The 22,971-nt window shown below is 40.4% G+C and carries 23 protein-coding genes and 2 pseudogenes; 10 read left to right on the forward strand and 15 right to left on the reverse strand.

From position 1 onward, the window contains the following. Positions 1-18: 18 nt before the first annotated feature. Positions 19-246, reverse strand: coding sequence for a type II toxin-antitoxin system HicA family toxin (locus RMZ42_RS16115; RefSeq protein ID WP_109007162.1), 228 nt, complete (start codon positions 244-246; stop codon positions 19-21). Beyond that, positions 243-446: a type II toxin-antitoxin system HicB family antitoxin gene (locus RMZ42_RS16120; protein ID WP_322672322.1), complete on the reverse strand. Its 204-nt coding sequence runs from the start codon at positions 444-446 to the stop codon at positions 243-245. The genes RMZ42_RS16115 and RMZ42_RS16120 overlap by 4 nt, the downstream gene beginning before the upstream one ends. Before the next feature lie 77 nt (positions 447-523). Here RMZ42_RS16120 and RMZ42_RS16125 point away from each other — a divergent pair. Continuing rightward, positions 524-703 (forward strand): annotated as a pseudogene (locus tag RMZ42_RS16125) (hypothetical protein); the annotation flags it as partial. A 150-nt stretch (positions 704-853) separates the two neighbouring features. Continuing rightward, positions 854-1,246, forward strand: a complete 393-nt coding sequence (locus tag RMZ42_RS16130) for a hypothetical protein (protein WP_322672324.1) — start codon at positions 854-856, stop codon at positions 1,244-1,246. Here RMZ42_RS16130 and RMZ42_RS16135 read toward each other — a convergent pair. Beyond that, positions 1,240-1,392, reverse strand: coding sequence for a hypothetical protein (locus RMZ42_RS16135; protein WP_322672325.1), 153 nt, complete (start codon positions 1,390-1,392; stop codon positions 1,240-1,242). The genes RMZ42_RS16130 and RMZ42_RS16135 overlap by 7 nt on opposite strands. A gap of 7 nt (positions 1,393-1,399) precedes the next feature. Here RMZ42_RS16135 and RMZ42_RS16140 point away from each other — a divergent pair. The 4 genes and pseudogenes from RMZ42_RS16140 to RMZ42_RS16155 form a co-directional block, all read left to right on the forward strand. Continuing rightward, positions 1,400-1,582, forward strand: a pseudogene (locus RMZ42_RS16140) (hypothetical protein); the annotation flags it as partial. 513 nt (positions 1,583-2,095) lie between these two features. Then, the gene (locus RMZ42_RS16145; RefSeq protein WP_322672327.1) at positions 2,096-2,809 is read left to right on the forward strand and encodes a hypothetical protein; all 714 of its coding nucleotides are present in this window, start codon (positions 2,096-2,098) and stop codon (positions 2,807-2,809) included. 67 nt (positions 2,810-2,876) lie between these two features. Beyond that, a complete protein-coding gene (locus tag RMZ42_RS16150) occupies positions 2,877-4,541 on the forward strand; it encodes a tryptophan halogenase family protein (protein ID WP_322672328.1) in 1,665 nt (554 codons plus the stop codon). 117 nt (positions 4,542-4,658) lie between these two features. Beyond that, entirely contained in the window at positions 4,659-6,239 is a 1,581-nt protein-coding gene (locus RMZ42_RS16155; protein ID WP_322672329.1) for an NAD(P)/FAD-dependent oxidoreductase, read from the forward strand. Here RMZ42_RS16155 and cbiE read toward each other — a convergent pair. From cbiE to RMZ42_RS16195, 8 genes are all read right to left on the reverse strand, one after another. Beyond that, the gene (gene cbiE / locus RMZ42_RS16160; RefSeq protein ID WP_322672330.1) at positions 6,229-7,455 is read right to left on the reverse strand and encodes a precorrin-6y C5,15-methyltransferase (decarboxylating) subunit CbiE; all 1,227 of its coding nucleotides are present in this window, start codon (positions 7,453-7,455) and stop codon (positions 6,229-6,231) included. The genes RMZ42_RS16155 and cbiE overlap by 11 nt on opposite strands. Before the next feature lie 45 nt (positions 7,456-7,500). Continuing rightward, a complete protein-coding gene (locus RMZ42_RS16165) occupies positions 7,501-7,905 on the reverse strand; it encodes a VOC family protein (protein ID WP_322672331.1) in 405 nt (134 codons plus the stop codon). Positions 7,906-7,923: 18 nt separating this feature from the next. Next, the gene (locus RMZ42_RS16170; protein ID WP_322668290.1) at positions 7,924-8,520 is read right to left on the reverse strand and encodes a tRNA-(ms[2]io[6]A)-hydroxylase; all 597 of its coding nucleotides are present in this window, start codon (positions 8,518-8,520) and stop codon (positions 7,924-7,926) included. A gap of 263 nt (positions 8,521-8,783) precedes the next feature. Next, on the reverse strand, positions 8,784-10,679 hold the full coding sequence (locus RMZ42_RS16175; RefSeq protein ID WP_322672332.1) for a CheR family methyltransferase: 1,896 nt from the start codon (positions 10,677-10,679) through the stop codon (positions 8,784-8,786). 337 nt (positions 10,680-11,016) lie between these two features. Continuing rightward, on the reverse strand, positions 11,017-11,643 hold the full coding sequence (locus tag RMZ42_RS16180; RefSeq protein ID WP_322672333.1) for a chemotaxis protein CheB: 627 nt from the start codon (positions 11,641-11,643) through the stop codon (positions 11,017-11,019). 143 nt (positions 11,644-11,786) lie between these two features. Beyond that, positions 11,787-12,656, reverse strand: a complete 870-nt coding sequence (locus tag RMZ42_RS16185; protein WP_322672334.1) for a polyphosphate kinase 2 family protein — start codon at positions 12,654-12,656, stop codon at positions 11,787-11,789. Between the two features lie 380 nt (positions 12,657-13,036). Further along, positions 13,037-13,513, reverse strand: coding sequence for a hypothetical protein (locus RMZ42_RS16190; protein WP_322672335.1), 477 nt, complete (start codon positions 13,511-13,513; stop codon positions 13,037-13,039). A 209-nt stretch (positions 13,514-13,722) separates the two neighbouring features. Next, positions 13,723-14,985 (reverse strand): proton extrusion protein PcxA, encoded by a 1,263-nt coding sequence (locus tag RMZ42_RS16195; protein ID WP_322672336.1) that lies wholly within the window; start codon positions 14,983-14,985, stop codon positions 13,723-13,725. Positions 14,986-15,387: 402 nt separating this feature from the next. On the opposite strand from RMZ42_RS16195, the gene RMZ42_RS16200 reads away from it, so the two are divergent. After that, positions 15,388-16,575: a tetratricopeptide repeat protein gene (locus tag RMZ42_RS16200; protein ID WP_322672337.1), complete on the forward strand. Its 1,188-nt coding sequence runs from the start codon at positions 15,388-15,390 to the stop codon at positions 16,573-16,575. A 498-nt stretch (positions 16,576-17,073) separates the two neighbouring features. Continuing rightward, positions 17,074-17,331 (forward strand): transcriptional regulator, encoded by a 258-nt coding sequence (locus RMZ42_RS16205; RefSeq protein WP_322672338.1) that lies wholly within the window; start codon positions 17,074-17,076, stop codon positions 17,329-17,331. A 318-nt stretch (positions 17,332-17,649) separates the two neighbouring features. Here the strand turns inward: RMZ42_RS16205 and RMZ42_RS16210 are convergent, their stop codons facing one another. Beyond that, the gene (locus tag RMZ42_RS16210) at positions 17,650-18,816 is read right to left on the reverse strand and encodes a pyridoxal phosphate-dependent aminotransferase (protein WP_322672339.1); all 1,167 of its coding nucleotides are present in this window, start codon (positions 18,814-18,816) and stop codon (positions 17,650-17,652) included. A gap of 321 nt (positions 18,817-19,137) precedes the next feature. Between RMZ42_RS16210 and RMZ42_RS16215 the strand changes: the two genes are divergently transcribed. Then, entirely contained in the window at positions 19,138-19,806 is a 669-nt protein-coding gene (locus tag RMZ42_RS16215) for a ribonuclease T2 family protein (protein ID WP_322672340.1), read from the forward strand. Between the two features lie 135 nt (positions 19,807-19,941). Here the strand turns inward: RMZ42_RS16215 and RMZ42_RS16220 are convergent, their stop codons facing one another. Beyond that, a complete protein-coding gene (locus RMZ42_RS16220) occupies positions 19,942-21,024 on the reverse strand; it encodes a class I fructose-bisphosphate aldolase (protein ID WP_322672341.1) in 1,083 nt (360 codons plus the stop codon). 365 nt (positions 21,025-21,389) lie between these two features. Between RMZ42_RS16220 and RMZ42_RS16225 the strand changes: the two genes are divergently transcribed. Next, positions 21,390-21,704, forward strand: a complete 315-nt coding sequence (locus tag RMZ42_RS16225; RefSeq protein ID WP_104907687.1) for a hypothetical protein — start codon at positions 21,390-21,392, stop codon at positions 21,702-21,704. Positions 21,705-21,737: 33 nt separating this feature from the next. Here the strand turns inward: RMZ42_RS16225 and RMZ42_RS16230 are convergent, their stop codons facing one another. Together RMZ42_RS16230 and RMZ42_RS16235 are read right to left on the reverse strand one after the other, a co-directional pair. Then, a complete protein-coding gene (locus RMZ42_RS16230) occupies positions 21,738-21,980 on the reverse strand; it encodes a hypothetical protein (RefSeq protein ID WP_322672342.1) in 243 nt (80 codons plus the stop codon). Positions 21,981-22,050: 70 nt separating this feature from the next. Continuing rightward, positions 22,051-22,824, reverse strand: a complete 774-nt coding sequence (locus RMZ42_RS16235; protein WP_322672343.1) for a glucosamine-6-phosphate deaminase — start codon at positions 22,822-22,824, stop codon at positions 22,051-22,053. Positions 22,825-22,971 lie beyond the last annotated feature (147 nt).

The following is a 22,971-nucleotide window of genomic DNA, read 5'->3' on the forward strand; positions in this document are numbered from 1 at the left end:
TATTTATGCCATCTTTGGCTACAACAAATCTAAAAATCTTTCCAAGTCTATACGGGCCTGCTTTAAAATCTTAGCTAGGGTGGAACGCTTAACTGGGCGGTGAGCTGGAACAGTTAATTTTAAGACTTCATCCGGTATGCTTTTTTCCAATCTAATGTGACTACCTCGCTGGCGTACAACTATCCATCCATCCCGTTCTAAAGCAGCGATAATCTGAGTGTAAGGTAAATTGGGAACTTTGCTCACAGTACCAATTCCCTGACTATTACGCCTTCTTGAGTAATCCATTCATCTTCCAATGGCTCAAGGTAAAGTTCTATTGCTTCTTGGATATTCTCTAATGCTTCTTCTAATGTTTCTCCTTCACTGATACAACCAGGAAGTGAGGGAACATGGACGGTGTATCCGCCTTCGTCACTGGGTTCTAATACAACTCTGAGTTTCATAACTTGACAATAAAGTTACTTTTTTATTTTCAATGATTTATGGCGATCGCACTACCATTACTGAGAGAAGAGTAGGCGATCGCATTATCGCCTACGCCGACCACCTGGAACCAGGAGTTTATAGCTTGCATTACTTAGTCCGTTCTGTGACACCTGGGACATTTTCTTGGCCTGGTGCTGAAGTTCACTTGCAATATGCGCCAGAAGAATTTGGGCGTACTGCTGAGTCTACATTAATATTGGAAGATGGGAAGTAATAATTGTACTTAATTGCATTTCTGCAACTGCAATTAAGTACAATCAAACAAATCACAATAAGATTCAGTCTGTTTAGCTTGGATAAACCCCAAGAGTTAGTATTAACTAAATGTTGAATTTAGCAGACCCCTATCTTTTATTGTGGAAAAATGAGTCAGATTCAGGAGTTGCATAAACAAGCGATGGATTTAGCCGAAGCAGCTTTTACTGCTAAACTCAGAGGAGACTTAAAGCAAGCTAGTCAAGTTTCTCGACAAGCTTTTGAAAAAGAATCCCAAGCTGCTGCACTAATTGCCAATCAACTTGATGCCGAACCGACTCGTTCAGTATTGCATCGTAGTGCTGCAACTCTTGCAATAGACTGTGGTGAATTTCAAGCAGCAGAACGTTTAATTGCGATCGCATTATCAGGAAATCCACCCCAAGAAATTGCCCAAGAACTAAAAGATTTATTCATTCAAATAAATTTGCGCCCATATTTAGAACGTCATGGGCTTACTTTTGATGAAGAAAAGTTGAGGAATCTGACGGTAGATCAATAGTCAAACTTAGCCAAAGAATTATTGCATAGTATTGATGAAGATGGTACTGAATACTTTACTATCAAAACTATATAAGCTTTTGTAAAAAGAGCGATCGCACTACCACTACTGAGACAAGAGTAGGCGATCGCTTTTTTCTTGTGCATTTTTGCAAGATATCGCATTATCGCCTACGCTGACCACTTCAAACCTGGAGTTTATAGCTTGCATTACTTAGTTTGTTCTATGACACCTGGGACATTTTCTTGGCCTGGTGCAGAAGTTCACCTGCAATATGCGCCAGAAGAATTTGGGCGTACTGCTGAGTCTACATTAATACTTGAGAATGTAAAGTAATTATTTATACTACTTTGAGCTACAACAAGTCTAAAAATATTTCCAAGTATATACTCAAATTTTAGCTAAGGTAGAAGGTCTAACCAGCCGATTTGGTTTTTATGAGCGCAGGAAACGCTCATATAAGACCCTTTCTTAACAAGCGTACTTAAGTAAAGGCTACGTTTATTACATAGATATGTTGAAGTTAAAGTAAAAACAATAACAGTAAATTACCTGGTTACAATTTAGCGTTAGCCTCAATACGATATAACACAATACACCTAAAATCCTGATGTAGAGGTGAGATTTATCGCGTGTGTTCAAAGGCCAATTATCTACACACTCTTAACTAAACCTGCAATATCCAAATTAGACATTATTTGCTATTCAAATAGTGGGTTTTGAGCTAATGATTATCAAAAAAGTTTTGAGAATTTAACAATCAAAGTTTGAGCAGATTACCTTCCTACAACAAAATGGGTAAGTTACTTCTGCTTGAATATTAAACATTGAAAATCAGCACAATTAAAAATGCAACAAGTACTAGCATTGATTGAACAAAAAAAACAAGAATTTGCTCAAGTGCCATTGTTTAATTTTATGCAAGATAAAAGTATAAATCCCAGACAAAGGTTAGCTTGGGCACCATGTGCTGCTCATTTTATTATGAATTTTGGAGAACTGAATAAGTATTTTTTGCGAGTAGAACCAACAAACGATCCAATTCAGACATTAATTAACAAACATACTTATGAAGATGACCATCATTGGCTGTGGTTTCTGGAAGATTTGAAGAATCTAGAATTTGACAAAACCTTGCAATTTAGTGATGCATTGAAATTTCTTTGGAGTGAAGAAACTCAGAATGCTCGCTGGTTGAGCTATCAACTCTATCGATATACTTTGCAAGCTACTCCTATTCAAAAACTAATCCTCATTGAAGTTACCGAAGCAACAGGTAATACAATGTTTTCTATAGCAGCAGAGATTGGCAAAGAAATTAAAGCAATTACTCAAAAATCATGCCGATATTTTGCAGATTTCCATTTGGATGTTGAAACTGGTCACATGACAGGTTCATCTGGAATAGAGCAATTGTTACAAGATATTCAACTATCAGAAGCAGCCCAACAAGAAGCTTTTGAACTGGTTGAAAACTTATTTACAGTTTTTACCCAATTTACAAACGGTCTTTTGGTATATGCCAAAAACCATAAAATTGAGCAACCATTGAAAACTGTATAAATTAATCAGCAAATTTATTTAAATTGAAAATTAATACCTAATTCAAGCCGGAAGGAGAAATTTTACTATGTCACAGCACGTACAAAATGTTTTAATTGTCGGTGGTGGTTCAGCAGGTTGGATGACGGCAGCTTATTTGAGTAAAGCCTTGAAAAAAAATGTTCAAATTACCTTGGTAGAGTCTTCTAATATTACAAAAATTGGAGTTGGCGAAGCAACTTTTAGTAGCATCAAGTCATTTTTTGATTTTCTGGGATTACAAGAGTATGAATGGATGCCAAAATGCAATGCTACTTATAAAATGGGGATTAAATTTGTTGATTGGAATTCCGATCGCAGACACTTTTACCACCCTTTTGAAAGATTTGATTTTATTGATGGATTCAGTATCTCTGAATGGTGGTTAAAACTTAAGAGTGCCAATGAGGCATTTGATTATTCCTGCTTCATGGCACCGACGCTGTGCGATCGCCAAAGGTCTCCGAGATATCTTAATGGCAAAATCTTTGATGACAGAGTAGAACATTTATTCTCAGAGAAACATTTTTCTGAAAAAAATCTCATCACACTTGCTGATGCCGAAGGGCAATATCCTTACGCCTACCATTTTGATGCAAATCTAATTGCTAGATTCTTGAAAGATTATTCAATACAGAGGGGCGTGAAACAAATTGTTGATGATGTGGTAGATGTAAATTTAACCGAAGATGGAAGCATAGATAGTCTCAACACTAACGAGCATGGCATTATCAGTGGAGACCTTTTCATTGACTGTACTGGTTTCCGTGGTCTTTTGATTAACAAAGCTCTTGGTGAGCCATTCATTTCTTATTCAGAGTCGCTACTGTGCGATCGCGCGATCGCCATACAGATACCAAGCGATATTCAGAAAAATGGCATCAACCCTTACACAACTGCAACTGCTCTCTCATCAGGTTGGGTCTGGAATATACCTTTGTATGGCAGAGATGGTACAGGATATGTTTATTCCAGCGCCTTCATCTCTGCACAGGAAGCAGAACAAGAATTTCGCCAGCATTTAGGAAGTGTTGCTGATAATTGCAAAGCCTCTCATATCCAAATGAGGATTGGACGTAACAGAAACTCATGGGTGAAAAACTGTGTAGCAATAGGGCTTTCCAGTGGATTTGTTGAACCATTAGAATCTACTGGCATATTTTTTATTCAGCATGGAATTGAAGAGTTAGTCAATCACTTTCCAGGGAAATCGTTCAATGAAGAGTTGATCCGCAACTATAATAGAGCGATCGCTAACTGTCTAGATGGTGTTCGGGACTTTTTGGTACTCCATTACCGTGCCAGCGATCGAGCAGATACAAAGTTTTGGCAAGCAACTAAGCAAGAAATTAAAGTTCCTACGGAACTGCAAGAAAAGTTAAAGTTGTGGAAAAGCAGATTACCAAATAAAAAGAATATCAATCCATATTTTCATGGCTTCGAGACATACTCTTATTCGGTAATGTTACTTGGACTCAATCATAAGCCTGAAGGTAGTTTACCTCTCTTGGAGCATCTTGACGACGAAAAGGCGCTAGCTAAATTTCAGGCAATTAAGGAAAAAGCCAATTACCTGAGTACAAATCTACCCTCTCAATATGAATACTTAACTTATGTAATTAAGTCTCAAGAACAGTCAGAATACCTCAGCGACAATCATTTACCTACTTCATCAGTGAACGAGAGCGCATATCAAATTCCTGTGCCAATTTAATATATGACTTACGCAAACAATAGTCAAAGCTTTGATTTTCTTCTTAGGACAATTCATGAATTGCCCCTACTCCGTGTACTTTTCCGTAAGTCCGATAATAATTGAGGAGAACCCAAAATGACAGCGAAACAAATATGCGTGATTGGGGCAGGCGTGAGCGGATTAGTCTCAGCCAAGACATTTCTTGAAGAAGGTTACGAGGTTACATTGTTCGAGAAACGGCAGGAACTTGGCGGTGTGTGGGAAAGGTCGAGGGCTTACCCAGGACTCTCGCTCCAAAATCCCAGAGACACCTATGCTTTCTCAGACTATCCTATGCCTGCGTCCTATCCAGAATGGCCTTCAGGAGAGCAAATATGCGCTTACCTTGAATCCTATGCCCAACACTTTGGTGTCACAGAAAAAATTCAGTTCGGTGCAAAAGTAACTAAAGTGGAGCGCAAATCAGGAAATACTCCTGGATGGATGGTTAGTGTTAGCTTTCAAGAAGATGGTAAGGAGATCGGAAAACAAAATTACAACTTCGACTTTGTGATTGTATGCAATGGCACTTATGATATTCCCTACATTCCTAACTTGCCGGGAATGGAAGAGTTCATTGCCGCCGGAGGTCAGATAATACATACTAATAACTTTAATGACGGCTCTGTAATTGAGGGCAAGCGAGTGGTTGTTGTCGGTTTTGGCAAGTCAGCCACCGATCTAGCGAATTTCGCAGCTAGCAAGGCTAAGGAATGTACCCTTGTGTTCCGTCAAGCGTTGTGGAAATTTCCCAACTTCTTTCTCGGTTTGTTCAACATCAAGTATATTTTCTTAACTCGGTTTGCAGAAACTTGGATGCCCTATCATAAACTTCAAGGATGGGAAAAATGGCTGCATAGTTTTGGCAAGCCACTAGTGTGGGCATTCTGGCGGCTAAATGAGACTATCATGCGTTTACAGTTTCCGCTTGATGCTTGTGGGATGGTGCCCAAACAACCGATGAACAAATTGATTGGTTGTAGTGTCGGCTTGGTGCCTAAAGGCTTTTTTGAGCATATACGCGCAGGCAAAATTCGTGCTGTGAAGACAAAAATCGACAAGTTTCTTGCTACTGGCGTCGAATTGAATAACGGCGAGCAAATACAGGCAGATATTGTTGTCTTTGGCACGGGCTTTCTTCAGGATATCCCCTTTTTAGAAGAGAAGTACCGCAGACACGTATTTGATGAGGAAGGCACTATCCATCTTTACCGCCATCTCATTCACCCTCATGTTCCCCAGATGGGTTTTGTTGGTTATAACTATACTTTCTGTGCCCAGTTATCAGCAGAAATTAGTGCTAGGTGGTTATCAGAGCATGTCAAAGGAAATATATCTTTACCATCCCCGCAACAGATGTTAGAGGATGTAACGGCAGAGTTGGAATGGAGGAAGAAAGATAGACCTTATTCTTTCGTCAGTGGAGCATGTGTAACTCCTTTTACATTCCATTACATTGATGAATTGCTTCAGGATATGGGTCTTAGCACCCGCCGCAAACCAGGAAACCTGCTTGCAGAGTTGATGATGCCAGCAGACCCATCTGCCTATAAGAATCTCCGACAGGAATTACAGGCAAAACAACAGCCATCTCTTAATGATTCTGCGATCGCCAAATTACAAAAGCGATGTCTGCGACAAGACGAAACGTCTACGCACTCATACATTAACCATTAAATTTTTCAGACTTCACTACTACCCATTGCGTCACAGCCGCCATCGATCGCCAACCTAAAAATTTACCAATAGGTTCCGCCCGTTGGATGGCAATACGAGTTAAATTGCCACCGACTCGTTCATGCCATTGAAATAAAGTCTGCTCGCCCTCAACTGTGACAACATTGGCCACTAAGCGTCCACCCGGCCGCAGTGCTTCCCAGCAAACATCAAAAAGTCCCGTTGCTGTCACCCCACCACCAATAAAAATGGCATTTGGTGCTGGCAAATCTTTCAAGGCATGGGGCGCTTTGCCTTCAATGATTTGCAGATTTGGAGTTCCGAGAGTGGCGGCGTTGTCAGCAATATACAGTAGTCTAGAGGAGTTTTGTTCGATCGCGATCGCTCGACATTGCGCATTACTCCGCATCCATTCAATTGAAATTGAGCCGCAACCCGCACCCACATCCCACAATAACTCTCCTGGTGTGGGTGCTAAAGCTGCTAGGGTGATTGCCCTAACTTCACGCTTGGTTAACTGTCCATCGTGGTGGTAGGCGTTATCTGGCAATCCTGGTAATCTTGGTAATGAAATAACCCCAGTATCAGCAATACAATTAACTGCGATCGCATTCAAAGCCGCAACTTCGGTTTCACTCCAGGATGCAGCCGTACCTTCTACAATTCTTTCATGAGCGCCGCCCATACGCTCCAATACAGCGATTTTACTGCCACCATAGCCACGATTTGTCAAAATTTGAGCAACCAGCGCTGGGGTGTCTTTACCCTCACTCAAAATCAACAGTCGCGCTCCCGGATAAATGTAAGACTGGAGTAGGGAGGATGGACGACCATTCAAACTCAAGGTTTCTACCTCAGTCAAAGACCATCCCACCCTGGCACAGGCGAGGCTGAAGGCTGAAGGTGCGGGGATAATCGTCATTTCAGAAACGGGAATTCGCCGCGCTAAGGTGACACCAATGCCGTAACACATCGGATCGCCGCTTGCGAGTACGCAGATTGACTGACCCCGGCGCTGAATGATTTCCTCTACTGAAGCACTAATGGGAGATGTCCAGACTAGTTTCTCACGTCGATCGTCTGTAGGAAGCATTGCTAAATGGCGATCGCCTCCCACAATTACTTGAGCTTGCTCGATTAAAGAACGAGCGATCGCGCTTAACCCCTGTAATCCATCTTCCCCAATGCCAACAATAGAAAGCCATTTTTGTATCATGCTAATTCATGATTAATTACTTTATAACGTTATTGGCAGGAACTTTTAACTGATAATTCCGAGATTGTTGTAGATTTCGATCAGATTGCCATCGGGATCGCGCAAATGAGCTGTGCGGATTCCCCAGCTTGGGCGATCTTGTGGTTGAGTCACAACGAGCGCATTTTGAGCCTTTACTTGCTCATAGACCTCATCCACGTTATCCACTGCCAAAATCAAGACTATTTTATCTCGATTGACAACGTATGAAGGTTGTTCAATTCTTGGGACTACTTCAGCCATTAATTCTTGTTTGAGTAAACCCAGCTTGAGATATCCGGTATTAAACTCAGCATATCCGCTATTTTCATCGCCCCAATCGACATCAAATTTCAGCAGATCCCGGTAGAACAGAAAAGAATCTTTGTAGTTGGAGACAAGCAGTCTCAGGTGTGTTAGCTGAAGCTTCATATCTGTTGGGTTAGTCTACTAACTGTGAATTCTAGGTTCTGGGTGCAAAGTCGCCAGCAACTCGCTTTCGACAATTGCTAATTCATCAAGCCGCTGCATAACAATTTCTTTGTCGAAATAAGTAGCAGCTAAAACCCAATATATACCGTAGTGACGCGCTTCGGATGCCATTAGCCCACGATAAAATTTTGCTAACTCTGGTTCTGGACAGTGAGCAGCTAATAGTCCCAGGCGTTCGTGAGAGCGAGCTTCAATTAAACCAGTGACTAGTAAGGAATCCAAAAATCGCTCAGGTTCTTTGGGGCGTACTTGAGCTTTTAAACCAGCACCGTAAGGAGGCGGTGGTAGGGGAGCTAGGGGAATATTTCGGCGTTCTAACCATTGGTTGACTAGCTCAAAATGTTCTAGTTCTTCACGGGCGATCGCAGTTAACTCCCGAACCATTTTAGTATTGGAAGGGTAGCGAAACATCATGTTTAAGGCTACGCCTGCTGCTTTGCGTTCGCAGTGGGAGTGGTCGAGTAAGATGATATCTAAATTAGCGATCGCTTGTTCTAACCAAGCAGAACTAGTAGGCTGTTTCAGGGCGTTGATAGTGGATAACTGAGTAAGCACAGAGTTAATCAATTTTGGATTTTGGATTTTGGTGAGGTAGCCCCCGTCTTGGCGGTTCCCGTCGATGGGGGACTACCGAACCCGAAGGGATTTTGGATTTTTCAATAGTTTAAACTATTAGTCCACCAAAGAAACTTTGCGGGATTTATCGTCAGAAAATCAAGTTCTTTTCTCCCTACCTTCCCTGCTCCCCTGCTCCCCTGCTCCCCTGCCCCCTGCCCCCCGGTCACTGAGCGTAACCGAAGTGCTGCCCCCTGCCTCCCTCATTCCTGCTGCTGCCGTTTCTCTATGTCTTGAGTAGAAATCATACTGCTGACTTTCTCTACATCTACCATCATCAAAACTGCTCCTTGCATTTCAGCACCAAACAGCGGAGTAATTGCCAGGTAACATTTTATTTGCCTACCTCGACGATTGGTAGCATCGAGGATCGTTTCTTGAAACTGCTTTCTCCCGGATAGGGATTCACGAATAGGCGATCGCAACTGCTCGACGGGTAGCCCAATATCTAAGCTGAAAATAGACTTGCCGATCACTTCATCAGTTCGCAAGCCCCATAAATCTTCTACCATATAATTCCAAATAGAGATATTAAAGCTGCTGTCAATTACCACTATTCCCGTTTGCAGACTTCTGAGAATAGAAATTAGACTAATATTTGTGTGATTAAGTTCTGTGGTGCGCTGGTTCAGTTCGCTATTAATTGTCTGTAATTCTTCATTAGTAGATTGGAGTTCTTCATTCATTGTCTCCAATTCTTCATTGGTAGATTGGAGTTCTTCGTTAGTAGTTTCTAACTCTTCATTGGTAGATTGTAATTCTTCGTTGGTAGTTTCTAATTCTTCATTGGTAGATTGTAATTCTTCATTGGTAGTTTCTAATTCTTGTTGGGAACGTTTCAACGCATCTTGAAGTTTAATATAACGGCTGACATCGTGAAAGGAAATACTGACTCCTAATAAGCTGTTATCTGTTTCTTGTAAAGGCGTAATTTGTACATCTAGATATTGAATTTCTGTATTAGATATATAGCGCTCTACATTTGTTAGGATCACAGGACGGCGTTCGGTATAAGCCCGTTCAATTAGCGATCGCAATTCAACAGGCCGATAAGAAAGTTCTAGATCCTGGAAGGGACGAGCTAAATCTTTGGGGAAAAGGGCGAACAAAATTCGCGCTTGCTCGTTCACCATTACCAGAGTGCCATTGGTATCAATGACTATTTGGGCGATTGGAGTTGTGTCAAAACCCATATCTCGCAATCGGACATTTCGAGCCAAACGGTTGCTAGATTCGTCATCTGCGGGATTTGCCATAACTAAAAGGCGATCGCGTAAACTCACCGTCGATACTTTAGTAAATATTCGGTTTTTCAAGTCCAGCGGCGTAAACAAGTTAGAATGCATCAATAGCATCTCTGCTTTTCCTAAAAACAAATAGGCATTCTCATTTAGTGCAAAATGAAACCGGGCTAGAATTCGCCCTTGAGTCTCAGAATTAAAATACATTAATGTATTGCGGCTGACTAATAAATCTAAGCGCGAAATGGGTGCATCTTGAAGCAAATCGTGGCGACCAAAAATCACTGAGCGGCGCAAGTCTTGGCGGAAAACATGGCGGTTCCCGACAAATTCAAAGTATTTATGCCGCAGTTCATCTGGTATAGATTGGACATCTTTTTCTGAATACACGGCTTGCCTAGCCTGGTTGAGAGCATCTTCATCTACATCTGTGGCGTAGATTTTTACTCGTTGACGAAATTCCTCTGCTCCCAATATTTGGGCCATCAACATTGCTAGGGTATAAGCTTCTTCTCCAGAAGCACAGCCAGCGCTCCAGATACGGATTTGCTCGGATGCTTTTTTATTGTTAATCAGATTAGGCAGTATTTGCTCTGCTATTTCTTCCCAAGCTGATGAATCTCGAAAAAAAGCGGTGACGTTAATTAAAATCGTATTGAAAAGATGATTAAATTCTTCAGGATAAACTTCTAGATAGTCTTGATACTCTTCAAAATTTTCTATGTTTAATGACTGCATCCGCTTGAATACTCGACGTATCAAAGTCGAGCGCTTATAGCCTGTAAAATCAAATCCCCGGCTTTGTCTGAGATAAACCAGTAAATTTTCAAATTTAGGATCTTTTTCTGCGGAAGTCATAGTTTAAGGGGGCAGGGGGCAGGAACAAAGGAGTGGAGTTTTGATTATGCTTCCACAAGTATCAAAGACTCATTAATGGAGTTCAAAGCTTCATTAACGGAGTTCAAAGCCTCATTAATGGAGTTCAAAGCCTCATTAATGGAGTTCAAAGCCTCATTAATGGAGTTCAAAGACTCATTAATGGAGTTCTAAGCTTCATTAATGGAGTTCTAAGCTTCATTAACGGAGTTCAAAGACTCATTAATGGAGTTCAAAGCCTCATTAAACTATGTTGACACTAAGTTAGTTGCACTTTAATACATATTTCCTCTACTCCTCTGTCCCTATGCCTCTGAGTTTAGTTAAATTTTCCCATGATTAAACTTACCAGGGTGGTAGAAATTTCATCAAGAGGTAGAATAAAATCTACATTACCAGTATTAATTGCGGCGGAGGGCATCCCCGCAAATTCGGCGGTTTTTACGTCTTGGACAATGACAGTACCGCCCATTTTTTTAATTGCTTCTATTCCGATTGTGCCATCGCTACCCGTTCCACTTAGCACAAGAGCGATCGCTCTGTCTTTGTAAGTGGCTGCAACTGATTCAAATAATAAGTCAGCCGAAGGACGTAAAAAATGTACTAATTCCGACTGTGATAAAGAAAGTGTACCGTCACCATTAACCAACAAATGACGATCGGGTGGAGCAATGTAAGCCGTTCCTGGGGTAAGGGAATCTCCTTCTTGTGCCTGTTTGACAGTAATATCTGTGCGCCGACTGAGAATTTCTGCCATAAACGACGGATGTTCGGGAGCCAAGTGTTGCACAATGGCGATCGCGGCGGGAAATTCTGCTTTTAGAGTCGATAGCACCTGAATTATAGCAGTCAATCCGCCTGCGGAGGCTGCGATCGCCACTATATCAAAGGCAGCATTAGTAAAGTGAGGTGGATGATTTTTGGCATTTTCTGCCATTTCAATCATGATTTTGCGCCTATGACTATTTGCGTAACTTTTTAGTTACAAATAGCATTAATTAAGTTACAATTTTTTATTATTTACATATATTATACAGGATATTTGAACTACTTCAGCATTTTTTTACCTTTAGCGATCGAATTCACAGGTTAATCTTCCTGCTCTAGAATACGTTTCGCTTCCAAAAGTTGCTGCTTATGTTCCTCACTAACTGTTGGGTATTGCAGATTTAGTTCTTCTAATTTTGTGCAGATAATATTAGCAACGGTCAGGCGTGTAAACCATTTGCGATCGGCAGGGATAATATACCACGGTGCCGATTTAGTACTAGTATTATTAAAAACTTCTTCATAAGCATTCATATAATCATCCCAAAAAGCTCGTTCTCGGACATCATTATCTGAAAACTTCCAATTTTTATTAGGAGAGTCAATCCGTGCTAAAAAGCGTTTTTTCTGCTCTGACTTAGAGACATTTAGAAAAAACTTCAAAATAATTACACCATTATCAACCAAATATTTTTCAAAGTTATTGATTTCTTCAAAACGCTGTTTCCATATCTTATTGCCATTAGGAATGTAAGGAAGTTGTTGTTTTTGAAGCATTTCTGGATGGACGCGAACCACTAGCGCTTCTTCATAGTATGAGCGGTTAAATATGCCAATTCTTCCTCTTTCTGGCAGAGCTTTCATTGAGCGCCACAAGTAGTCATGGTCTAATTCTTCCGCACTGGGGCCCTTAAAACTAAACACCTGAAATCCCTGTGGATTAACACCAGAAGTTACGTGTTTAATAGTGCTATCTTTGCCAGCAGCATCCATTGCCTGAAAAATAATCAACAGAGCATAGGTGTTTTGAGCATAGAGAATATTTTGGTAATTAGCTAGTCGTTCAATATCTACCTGTAATTTGGTTGCAGCATCAGCTTTTTGATGAAAATCAGTTTTATAAGCTGGGTCATAGTTTTTTTTCAGAGAAATCTTTGAACCAGGTGGAACAATGAAAGCATCATGATTCATTTATAAAATCTCCTAACAGCTATTTAATAGCCAAGCACATTTTGAAGCGTTAATTCCTGAAAGTTAAATCAAGCAACGTAAATAATTAAAAGTTTGTAGTGAGGACTTTAGTCCTCTTGCAAAAATCCTTGAATCACCCCTCCCCAGCCCTCCCCTTATAAAGGCTACGGTGTACACACAAGTTGAATTACCCCCCTTAATTCCCCCGATGCATTGGCTACGGTGTACACATAAGTTGAATTACCCCCCTTAATCCCCCCTTGTAAAGGGGGGAAACTGGAAAATCTAGTTCCCTCCCCAATACATACGGGGAGGGTTAGGGTGGGGTAAAAACCAGATTTCTTACATTACTTAATTTACTTCGATTTATTCTCATCTACTTACTTCCGTCGCTTTGGCATAGGACGCATTGCTTCACGTCCCAAGATAAACATCCCCGTGATACCTAAACAGACAAACCAAATATATTGATACCAATATTGCCGAATTTGTACAACTGTACTAGTTTTTGGATGCAATGTATTTAAGTATAGCAGCAACATCAATATCATCAGTGCCCCAAAACCAATAAGGCTCAAGCCAATAAAAATTCGTGCAGAACGCAGTTCAAAATCATTAATAGTATTTAGGTCAATTTCTGCCAGTTCCTTAAAGGAGTCATCCGCCAAAGATGAGGCTGCTTGGAATCTATTACTCAGTTTTGATGGCAAAATCGGCGACAGTTTCGCTACAGTTGGGCGACGAAGTAAAGCCTCAGTATCTCGCAGCAGTTCCAGTGGCTTACGGGTAGTAGTTGGTTGAGCAAACTCTATGTTGTCTGTAGGAGTTGAGGCATTAGCTTTGCTTTCAAAATCCATAGTATACTTCGGAAAAACCAGGATATACATAGCCTAGCGAATCAAAAGACAAATGCGTGAAAATAATTCGTAATTCGTAATTCGTAATTCGTAATAACGTTCGTGGACTCGTTAGCGCAACGCTAATGTAATTCGTAATTAATTGATTTATAGGGAAAAACATATTTTTTACTCAAAGTAAGTGAATTTAGGTGTTGGATAATTACCAATTACTCGTCCATTTCTTTTAATGTAGCTAATGCCGATGGAGATAAACGACTGAGATAGCGGAATATCCAATATTTAAAGATAGTATTTAAAATCACAGGAAATGTAGCAATAAAGAAAAAGATTACATTTCTAGTGGGTGGTAGACCTAAATGTTCTGCCAATCCTGCAAGCAGGACTTCCCACCCATCTGGTGAGTGAAATCCGACAAATATATCTGTAAACAGAATAATTAAAAAAGCTTTGGCACTATCGCTCAGACCAGAGACAATGGTATCCATAAAAGACTTAAGGATCGCAATTTCTCTTTTGCTCATGGCGATAACTATGCCAAAAGAAAAAAGTGATATTAAATCTGCAAAAACATTACTAATACTACTATTACTTTTTCTGCTAAATTCTTCCGAGATTTCAAGTGCTTTACTCTTAATTTTTTCTTGTGTTAACTCTGAAGAAAGTGCTGGTGCTTGATTAATAAAATATTCAAATCTCAATTCTTCTTGAAAATTATGAAATTCATGGAGAGCTTCTTTTTCCATATCAGAATTGATGAATATTGTAGTTGCATTATCTCCTCTAACCCTTTCTAGTATTGGACTTACAATATATTCTTTAGAAAAATATTGAGTTAAAAGCGGTACAAGAATGAGAACTATCAAAAATCGCAGGGCAATTATTGTTCTACCTTTAGAAAGACGATAATTCCTGATAAATTCTTCTTCTGTCTGCGGTGCAAAATCTGCTTGAATTTTATTAATCCTTCTGCCGATAGAATTCTTAGGCAATCTAGGTTTTGGAATTGGAGGGTTAATTTGAGGATCGTTTATATTAGATGAATTTAGCTGTTTTTTTATTTCGTTATCATTAATGTTTAAAGGCTGATATGTTGACACTAAAGAAGTATTGTTAATTACTTCATCTTTGATAGCATATTTCTCTACTACTTCATCAATAACCTTCAATTTTTCTAATAAAACCGAATTAGAAATATTGACAATTCCCCGACTAAGCTGAAATTCTGCAAGCCTGAACTTAATAATAGTTAGATTCTTATTAAGATATACTTGCCAATAAGACATGACATTTTCAGTATAGTTTACTGATTGTAAAGATATTTTTTTGCTATCAAAATGTTCGTTCTCAACGTTTTTAATTCTCTGAGCTGCTTGGTAAGCTTCTAAAAGTGCCCTTTCTGGCGTATCTGAAAACCAACGCTTAAGCGATCGCAAATATTTTTGGAATGTTCTGGTAAGTGAGTTTTTCATTACATATATGACTTTGAGATAATGTGTATTATAGTTATATAATCATAAAAAATGGGTAATACAGCTAAATAGTTAGTCCATCCAGATTCAGGTAATACTCCCTGATGCGATGTCTAGGAAGGGCTACGTCTACGCTAGCAATTTTATATTACCTGTATCAGATGCGGCATAGATTGGCACTGGTTATTTATATTGGCAGTTTATCCATTACACTGTCATTATTGACACTAGAGGTCAGTATTTATGCTCTATATAAAAGCCTTGATTGTAACATTTCACAATCAAAGCAAATTTTTCACTATGCAGAGTCTATCACTGTTAAAGGGAATAGGAAGTAAAGATGTTGCTTTCTCATCTCCCTTATCCTTCTATTCACTACTCCCCACTCCCAAGTTTTAAATTATGAGTTTGAGTCTATGCATGATTGTGAAAAACGAAGCAGCAACACTGCCTAAATGCCTGAGCAGTGTGAGAAAAGTAGTGGATGAAATGATAGTCTTGGATACAGGCTCAATCGATCGCACTCCCAATATTGCCCAACAACTCGGTGCAAAAGTTCATCATTTTAAATGGTGTAATGACTTCAGTGCTGCCCGGAATGCAGCTCTCAAATATGTCACTGGTGATTGGATTTTGGTATTAGATGCTGATGAAACTCTAACTCCAACAATTGTACCGCAGTTACGAGAGGCGATCGCAAGAGATGAATATTTGCTCCTCAACCTCGTCCGCCAAGAAGTTGGTGCAGAACAATCTCCCTATTCTCTGGTTTCCAGGCTATTTCGCAATCATCCAGATATTCGTTTTGACCGTCCTTACCATGCCTTGGTAGATGATAGTGTGTCAGAAATTTTAACCAAAGAACCCCATTGGCAAATAGGTTATTTACCTGGGGTTGCCCTTGTACACACAGGATATCAAAAAAGTGCGATCGCTGAAAATAACAAATATGCCAAAGCCGCTACAGCGATGGAAGGGTTTCTCGCAACTCATCCCAACGATCCTTATGTTTGCAGTAAATTAGGAGCGTTGTATGTGCAAACTGGGAAAATTTCTCAAGGTATGGATTTGCTAAGACATGGAATCACCGTTGCTGAAGACAACTACGATATCTTATATGAACTCCACTATCATTTAGGCATTGCCTACAGTCGCTTGCAAAAATCCCCACAGGCGATTTATCACTATCAAGCTGCCATCAAATTGCCAATTTATCCCATGCTCAAACTAGGAGCATACAACAACTTGGGTAACTTACTCAAAGCAGCAGGAGATTTCAACGGTGCGAAAACTGCTTATATCACAGCTTTGAAAATCGATCCCACTTTTGTTTTTGGACATTATAATTTGGCGATGACATTTAAGGCTTTGGGTTTATTTGCAGATGCGATCGTATATTATCAACATGCAATTACCTTAAATCCCAACTATGCCGAAGCATATCAAAATTTGGGGGTAGTGTTGCTCAAAGTTGGCAATCATCAAGATAGTTTAGCAGCTTTTAGAAAAGCGATCGCCCTTCACGAAAGGTATAATCCCGAAGAAGCGAAGAGACTACGCCAGGGATTGCAGGAGATGCAGTTGATGTAGGGCATTGGGCATGGGGCATTGGGCATTGGGCATGGGGCATTGGGCATTGGGCATGGGGCATGGGGCATTGGGCATGGGGGCATTGGGCATTGGGCATTGGGTATGGAGGAGAATAACAAATGACAAATGACAAATAACAAATGACAAAGGTTGTTTGTGTGAATATGCGGAACGTCAAAAACTTTAAGCTGGAAACACAAAACATCAGACTGAAGTATAGTTCGATACAGTTAAGTTAACTGTATTGACTTATAGTCTCAAGACTTGCCTCCCCTAGTTCTCCCCGATTGTTAGCTAATCTAAAAATACCAACCCAAAAGTAAAAATCAAAACTTTTGGCAGTATCAAACTTTTCATTATTTTATCAATGAAGAAATAAAGTTATTTCGTATATTTTATTCGTATTCGGGATGTTGGCAGCATAATTGCCTTCACGGGCATAATTTTTTAAATAATACAACAACGTAGATGCAATAAGTATCTGAGGAAGTAATACCTATGCTTGAAACCTATCTTATCCACACCGAAGCTGATTATCGTGCTGCACTTGATGAAATTGAAAGATTGTTTGATGCAGAACTAAATACACCAGAGTTTGACCGCTTGGAAGTTTTAACTACGCTTGTGAAAGCATACGAACAAAGGTATTATCCAATCGAAGCACGAGATCCTATTGAAGCAATCTTATATTATCTTGAATCCCGTGAGTTGTTTTTAAATGACATAGAGCCAATGAAACAAGCGATGTTTTACTAAAAATCCCTGGAACTTGAGCTTCGGAACACGAAACTTGAGCATCAGAACACGAAACTTGAACTTCGGAACACGAAACTTGAGCTTCGGAACACGAAACTTGAACTTCGGAACACGAAACTTGAGCTTCGGAACACGAAACTTGAGCTTCGGAACACGAAACTTGAACTTCAGAACACGAAACTTGAGCTTCGGAACATGAAACTTGAGGTTTAAAAATGAACTCCACCAGTTCTGAGTCGAAAAGGTGGAGTTAAAAAGTCGAAGAGTAGAGAAATGCTCCTCACAAATGACAAGTGACAACTGACAAATGACAACCAACTAAATACGCGACTTGACAAATTTCTCTAATCTATCCATTCCCTTTTCAATCGTCGCCATATCTGTGGCGTAGGAAAGGCGAATGTTGTCATCAGCGCCAAAAGCAATTCCGGGAATGACTGCAACTTGATGTTCTTCCAACAAAGCGTCACAAAATTCTAAAGATTTTAGACCGGTTTTGCTGATATCAGGAAACAGATAAAAAGCGCCATCTGGTTTTGCAGTACTCAATCCGGGAACGGCGTTGAGTCTGTCTAGCATTACCTGTCGCCGCTTGGCGAAGGCTTGACGCATTTCTTCGACACAATCTTGAAGACTTTGTAGCGCCGCGATCGCACCATATTGGGCAAAGGTACACACGTTAGATGTACTATGCCCTTGGATGGTACTGGCTGCTTTAATGATTTCCACAGGCCCCGCTAAATAGCCCAGACGCCACCCAGTCATGGAATAAGCTTTCGCAAACCCATTACTAATCAAAGTACGATCAAAAATTTCCTTCCCCAGAGAACCGATGCTGATGTGTTCTGCACCGTCGTAGAGAATCTTTTCGTAAATCTCATCAGAGACAACAAAGATATCTGCATCAACTATTACCTGCGCCAGTGCTTTGATTTCATCTGGCGTGTACACCATCCCAGTGGGATTAGATGGAGAGTTGAGGATAAATAACTTCGTCTTCGGCGCGATCGCTTTACGGAGTTGTTCGGGAGTAATTTTATAACCCGTCGTCGCATCTGTAGGCACAATCACCGGGACTCCACCGACCAAAGTCACCATTTCGGGATAACTTAGCCAGTAGGGTGCAGGGATAATTACCTCATCACCTGGATCGATCAATGCCACCATTAAGTTGTACAGAGAATGCTTACCGCCATTGGTGACAATCACATTCTCAGACTTGTAATCAAGACCGTTGTCGGTTTTAAGCTTGTGGGCGATCGCTTCCCTTAACTTTGGTTCTCCGGCTGCTGCACCATATTTGGTTTTGCCTTCATCCAAAGCTTTAACTGCTGCGGCTTTAATATGCGCCGGGGTATCAAAATCTGGTTCTCCAGCGCTAAAACTACAAACATCTATTCCTTCCGCCTTCAGTGCCTTAGCCTTGGCTGCGATCGCTAAGGTTAATGAAGGTGTTACCTGACTTACTCTTGCTGCCAGCTTCATTCTTACTATTTTTTGGCAAATCTTTCACTTATCTAAGGATATCCCAGAATCCCTACCAAGATTTGCTTTTTCTAAATTCGTTGAGGATTGGCGAGATGAGGGAGCAGGGAGCAGGGGGAGACAAGGGGACAAGGGGACAAGGGGACAAGGAGATAAACAAAACTCTTAACTCTTAACTCAGCACTCCTAACGCCCAATGACAAATGACAAATGACAAATGACAAATGACCAATGACAAATGACTCCGCAAAGCAGTTTGATTATTGACTCTTAAGGATGTATCGTATATAACTTGATTTTTAGTGAAAACTAATTGTTTATATGCAGATTAAGAAACTTTTAATTGCATCTTCTCTGCTAATTACTGGTCTTTTTATACCTAATGCTGCCATTGCTCAAAATCGCGGTACTCCGGGGAAATTTGATTTTTATGTACTAACACTCTCGTGGTCGCCGGATTATTGTGCGGCAAATGGTAGCCGTGACAAGCAGCAGTGTGGTTCTGGAAGGAAACTTGGTTTTGTACTACATGGTTTGTGGCCGCAGTACCAAACTGGTTATCCTGCTAATTGTTCCACGCAAAAATTACCGTCGGAAGTAAAGCGGCAATTTCCCAATTTGTATCCTAGTAATAAACTTTACGATCATGAATGGGAAAAACATGGTACTTGTTCGGGTAAAACTCCTGTGGAGTACTTGGGATTGAGTAAAAAATTAAAAGATGCGATCGCTATTCCCGCAGCTTATAATCGTCCTAATAAACCCGTGCGTACCACAATTACAAATTTTAAAAATTCATTTGTGAGTGCGAATAATCAAATTACTGCTGATGGTATAGCACCTTTTTGTTCTGGTTCGGGAAGATTTTTGCAAGAAGTCTTCTTTTGTTATTCCAAAAACGGCGAACCTGGTATTTGTAGCGCCGAAATTTTGAAGCGATCGCAAAAAAGTTGTGGCCAGCCAGATTTCTTATTGAGAAATGTTAGATAAAAATGGGGAATAGGGAATGGGGCATTGGGCATTGGGCGTTAGGAGTGCTGAGTTAAGAGTTAAGAGTTTTGTTTATCTCCTTGTCCCCTTGTCCCCTTGTCCCCTTGTCCCCCTGCTCCCCTGCTCCCCCACTCCCTAAGCGATCGTCACATCTGGCGACAAATAAACATCTTGAATGTTGTGAAACAGTTTTACACCTTCCTCAAAAGGACGTTGGAAGGTTTTTCGCCCAGAAATTAATCCTGAACCACCAGCGCGTTTGTTGATTACGGCGGTGCGTATTGCTTCGGCGAAGTCATTTTTACCAGTCGCGCCACCAGAATTAATCAACCCGACACGCCCAGAGTAGCAATTTAGTACTTGGTAACGAGCTAAATCAATTGGGTGATCGGTTGTCAACTCTGTGTAAACCCGCTCATCGGTTTTGCCGTAACTCTTACCAGTGGCTTTGGCAATTGCACCGTAACCATTGTTATTTTCGGGTAACTTTTGTTTGATAATGTCAGCTTCAATGGTTACACCCAAATGATTCGCTTGTCCGGTGAGGTCAGCCGCAAGGTGGTAATCTTTATCTTGTTTAAAAGCGTTATTCCGCAGATAGCACCAGAGAATAGTCGCCAAACCCAGTTCATGGGCGCGTTTAAAAGCTTTGCTGATTTCCTGAATTTGTCTGGTAGAATTCTCGGAACCAAAGTAAATTGTCGCACCTACGGCAGCCGCCCCTAAATTCCAAGCTTGTTCTACATCCGCAAACAATACCTGGTCAAATTGATTGGGGAAAGTCAGCAATTCGTTGTGGTTGATTTTGGCAATAAAGGGGATTTTGTGGGCATATTTCCGTGATACAATGCCTAATGTTCCCAAAGTGGTAGCAACCGCATTGCAACCTGCGGCGATCGCTAGCTTGAGAATATTTTCTGGGTCGAAGTAAATCGGATTGGGCGCAAAAGACGCACCAGCTGAGTGTTCAATCCCTTGGTCTACTGGTAAAATCGATAGATAACCTGTGTTTGCCAGACGACCAGTAGAGTAAAGTAAATGGATATTACGCAATACTTGAGGATTGCGATCGCTATTGAGCCAGATGCGATCTACAAAGTCTGGGCCCGGTAAATGTATTAAATCACGAGAAACTTTTGCTTTGTAAGTAAGCAGGTCTTCAGCCTCTTTACCTAGCAATGATTCAATAAAATTAGGCTCTTTGAGCGTTGTAGTCATAGTATTATCCTCAAAAACTGAGCAAATGACCTTGTTTTTAAGATAGCATTTCCAATATTGCTAACTTGCTTGTACGGTCATTAGTTATGTGTATTCTTTTTGAATATATAGCAATCTTCTTTTATAAATGAAAACCAAAAGGCTGAGATTTCCCACTTGTTTCAATAAGCCGAGAATCTTGTGATGAATGAATAAGTAAGGCTATACTACCGGAAGTATTAAATCAACTTTCGGAATTGATATTTTCAACTTCAGTTACCAACATCAAACAGTACAATTATACTATCTTGCGATCGTAACTGAAAATTGAAAACCCATCTTTCCCGGATTTGGGTAATAATTTTGAACAAAATAAATACAATTGTATGAGTAAGTTTCAAATCGATATCGACTTTAGCAATATAGATTTAGCTTCTCTTGAGACAGAAGAAGATTTTCAAAGAGAAGCAAAAATGTTACTCCCAAAGGCACTGGTCAAACTAGGTGAAAGTGTGGGTGAAAAAACTTGGGAAGAATTACAGCAAAAGCTGCAAGGAACTGGAGGTAAACTCAAATCTTCTCCCAGCGAGAAACGTAGGTTTATTCAAGAAACTGGAAGAACTTATCAACGAAATGCTAGTAACAGAGAAAAACAAGAACTAGAAGAATATATAGTAGAGCAATTACGCCAGCACAAGTAATATTTGTCAGAAGTTAACATTATCAGACATGATTCAAATAAGCCAGCGACGAATAAACTCCACTTGAAAGCGATAGCCGTCGTCAACTTCCTCAATTAACTCCCGTTGCAACAGCAAGTTGAAAGTAATATCAGCATCGGGGAACTGTTGCAATAGAGTTTGGCAGCTGACTATAGCCCGTTCCCCTTGAGCGGCGATAAAACGTAGAATAGCTTGTCCAGTAGCATCTACTTGGTTGTTTTGAATGTCAGCAAAGAAAAATCCGCCACTTTGCAAAGCTTCTGAATGCGCTCGTGCATTAGTGCAATAATTAGCTTGGAAGATTGATGTGTTAATAAGTTTAAATTTATTCTAGTCTACTAGCAGAATTAACATCTAAAAACAACGTCGCTTGTGGTTGTTGACGAAGAATAGAAGCTGGACAGTCTGTACCGATATAGCTTTGCAGTATATCTTTTACCACATTCGCTTTACGTTTTTCTGGAGCAAGACAGATAATTTTTTTAGCCGAACAAATTGTTGGGATGGTGACAGTAAAAGCATACTGTGGAACATTTTCTAAATTCGGAAAGTGACCTGTACTTACTTGTTGCTGACGGTTCATAGTATCCAATTTTACCAGTTTCACGCTGTAAGGATCTTGAAAATTTGCTACAGCCGGATCGTTAAAAGCTAAATGTCCATTTTCGCCAACACCAAGACAGCATAAGTCAATCGGTTGTGCTTGCAATAATTTGGTGTAGCGATCGCACTCTGCTACTGGTTGTAATGTATCACCTTCTATATAGTGAAATTGCTTAGGATTAATCCGATTCTCTACACGTTCTCGCATATAACGCCGAAAACTAGCAGAATGATCGGCAGTAATTCCCAAATATTCATCTAGATGGAACAGAATAATCCGCGACCAATCTACACCACCCAATGCAATCAAAGCATCAAGAAATTTGAGTTGGGAGTTACCTGTAGCTAACAATACAGCAGCTGTATCCTGAAGATTAAGAACTTGCTGTAAATATTTTTGCACGATTTCGGCAACATCCTCAGCCATTTCGACTTCAGAGTTGTAAATCTGTACTAGTAAATCGTCAACACGAAAAAAGTTTGTGGCGGCTACCATTTGCTTACGAAGAAGGTTATCAATTATACAGCAGTTTGCCCAGAGGTTTTACCTGTCTGCTCTTATATGCCCTATCCAGTATAGATTTTAGGATTTAGCAGATTAATTACTAACTCTTGAAATTTTATTCTCCAGTCCCCAATCCCC

Origin of the sequence: Nostoc sp. DedQUE05, from assembly GCF_034530955.1 — a bacterium.
In the GTDB taxonomy this organism is placed as follows: Bacteria; Cyanobacteriota; Cyanobacteriia; order Cyanobacteriales; family Nostocaceae; genus Nostoc.

Coding starts and splice junctions, on each gene's coding strand:
- RMZ42_RS16155 (WP_322672329.1), top strand. CDS start 4,659: ATGACAGCGAAACAAATATGCGTGATTGGGGCAGGCGTGAGCGGATTA.
- RMZ42_RS16180 (WP_322672333.1), bottom strand. CDS start 11,643: ATGATTGAAATGGCAGAAAATGCCAAAAATCATCCACCTCACTTTACT.
- RMZ42_RS16175 (WP_322672332.1), bottom strand. CDS start 10,679: ATGACTTCCGCAGAAAAAGATCCTAAATTTGAAAATTTACTGGTTTAT.
- RMZ42_RS16215 (WP_322672340.1), top strand. CDS start 19,138: ATGCAGATTAAGAAACTTTTAATTGCATCTTCTCTGCTAATTACTGGT.
- RMZ42_RS16120 (WP_322672322.1), bottom strand. CDS start 446: ATGAAACTCAGAGTTGTATTAGAACCCAGTGACGAAGGCGGATACACC.
- RMZ42_RS16235 (WP_322672343.1), bottom strand. CDS start 22,824: ATGGTAGCCGCCACAAACTTTTTTCGTGTTGACGATTTACTAGTACAG.
- RMZ42_RS16130 (WP_322672324.1), top strand. CDS start 854: ATGAGTCAGATTCAGGAGTTGCATAAACAAGCGATGGATTTAGCCGAA.
- RMZ42_RS16200 (WP_322672337.1), top strand. CDS start 15,388: ATGAGTTTGAGTCTATGCATGATTGTGAAAAACGAAGCAGCAACACTG.
- cbiE (WP_322672330.1), bottom strand. CDS start 7,455: ATGATACAAAAATGGCTTTCTATTGTTGGCATTGGGGAAGATGGATTA.
- RMZ42_RS16185 (WP_322672334.1), bottom strand. CDS start 12,656: ATGAATCATGATGCTTTCATTGTTCCACCTGGTTCAAAGATTTCTCTG.
- RMZ42_RS16220 (WP_322672341.1), bottom strand. CDS start 21,024: ATGACTACAACGCTCAAAGAGCCTAATTTTATTGAATCATTGCTAGGT.
- RMZ42_RS16190 (WP_322672335.1), bottom strand. CDS start 13,513: ATGGATTTTGAAAGCAAAGCTAATGCCTCAACTCCTACAGACAACATA.
- RMZ42_RS16210 (WP_322672339.1), bottom strand. CDS start 18,816: ATGAAGCTGGCAGCAAGAGTAAGTCAGGTAACACCTTCATTAACCTTA.
- RMZ42_RS16165 (WP_322672331.1), bottom strand. CDS start 7,905: ATGAAGCTTCAGCTAACACACCTGAGACTGCTTGTCTCCAACTACAAA.
- RMZ42_RS16195 (WP_322672336.1), bottom strand. CDS start 14,985: ATGAAAAACTCACTTACCAGAACATTCCAAAAATATTTGCGATCGCTT.
- RMZ42_RS16225 (WP_104907687.1), top strand. CDS start 21,390: ATGAGTAAGTTTCAAATCGATATCGACTTTAGCAATATAGATTTAGCT.
- RMZ42_RS16135 (WP_322672325.1), bottom strand. CDS start 1,392: ATGCACAAGAAAAAAGCGATCGCCTACTCTTGTCTCAGTAGTGGTAGT.
- RMZ42_RS16145 (WP_322672327.1), top strand. CDS start 2,096: ATGCAACAAGTACTAGCATTGATTGAACAAAAAAAACAAGAATTTGCT.
- RMZ42_RS16205 (WP_322672338.1), top strand. CDS start 17,074: ATGCTTGAAACCTATCTTATCCACACCGAAGCTGATTATCGTGCTGCA.
- RMZ42_RS16150 (WP_322672328.1), top strand. CDS start 2,877: ATGTCACAGCACGTACAAAATGTTTTAATTGTCGGTGGTGGTTCAGCA.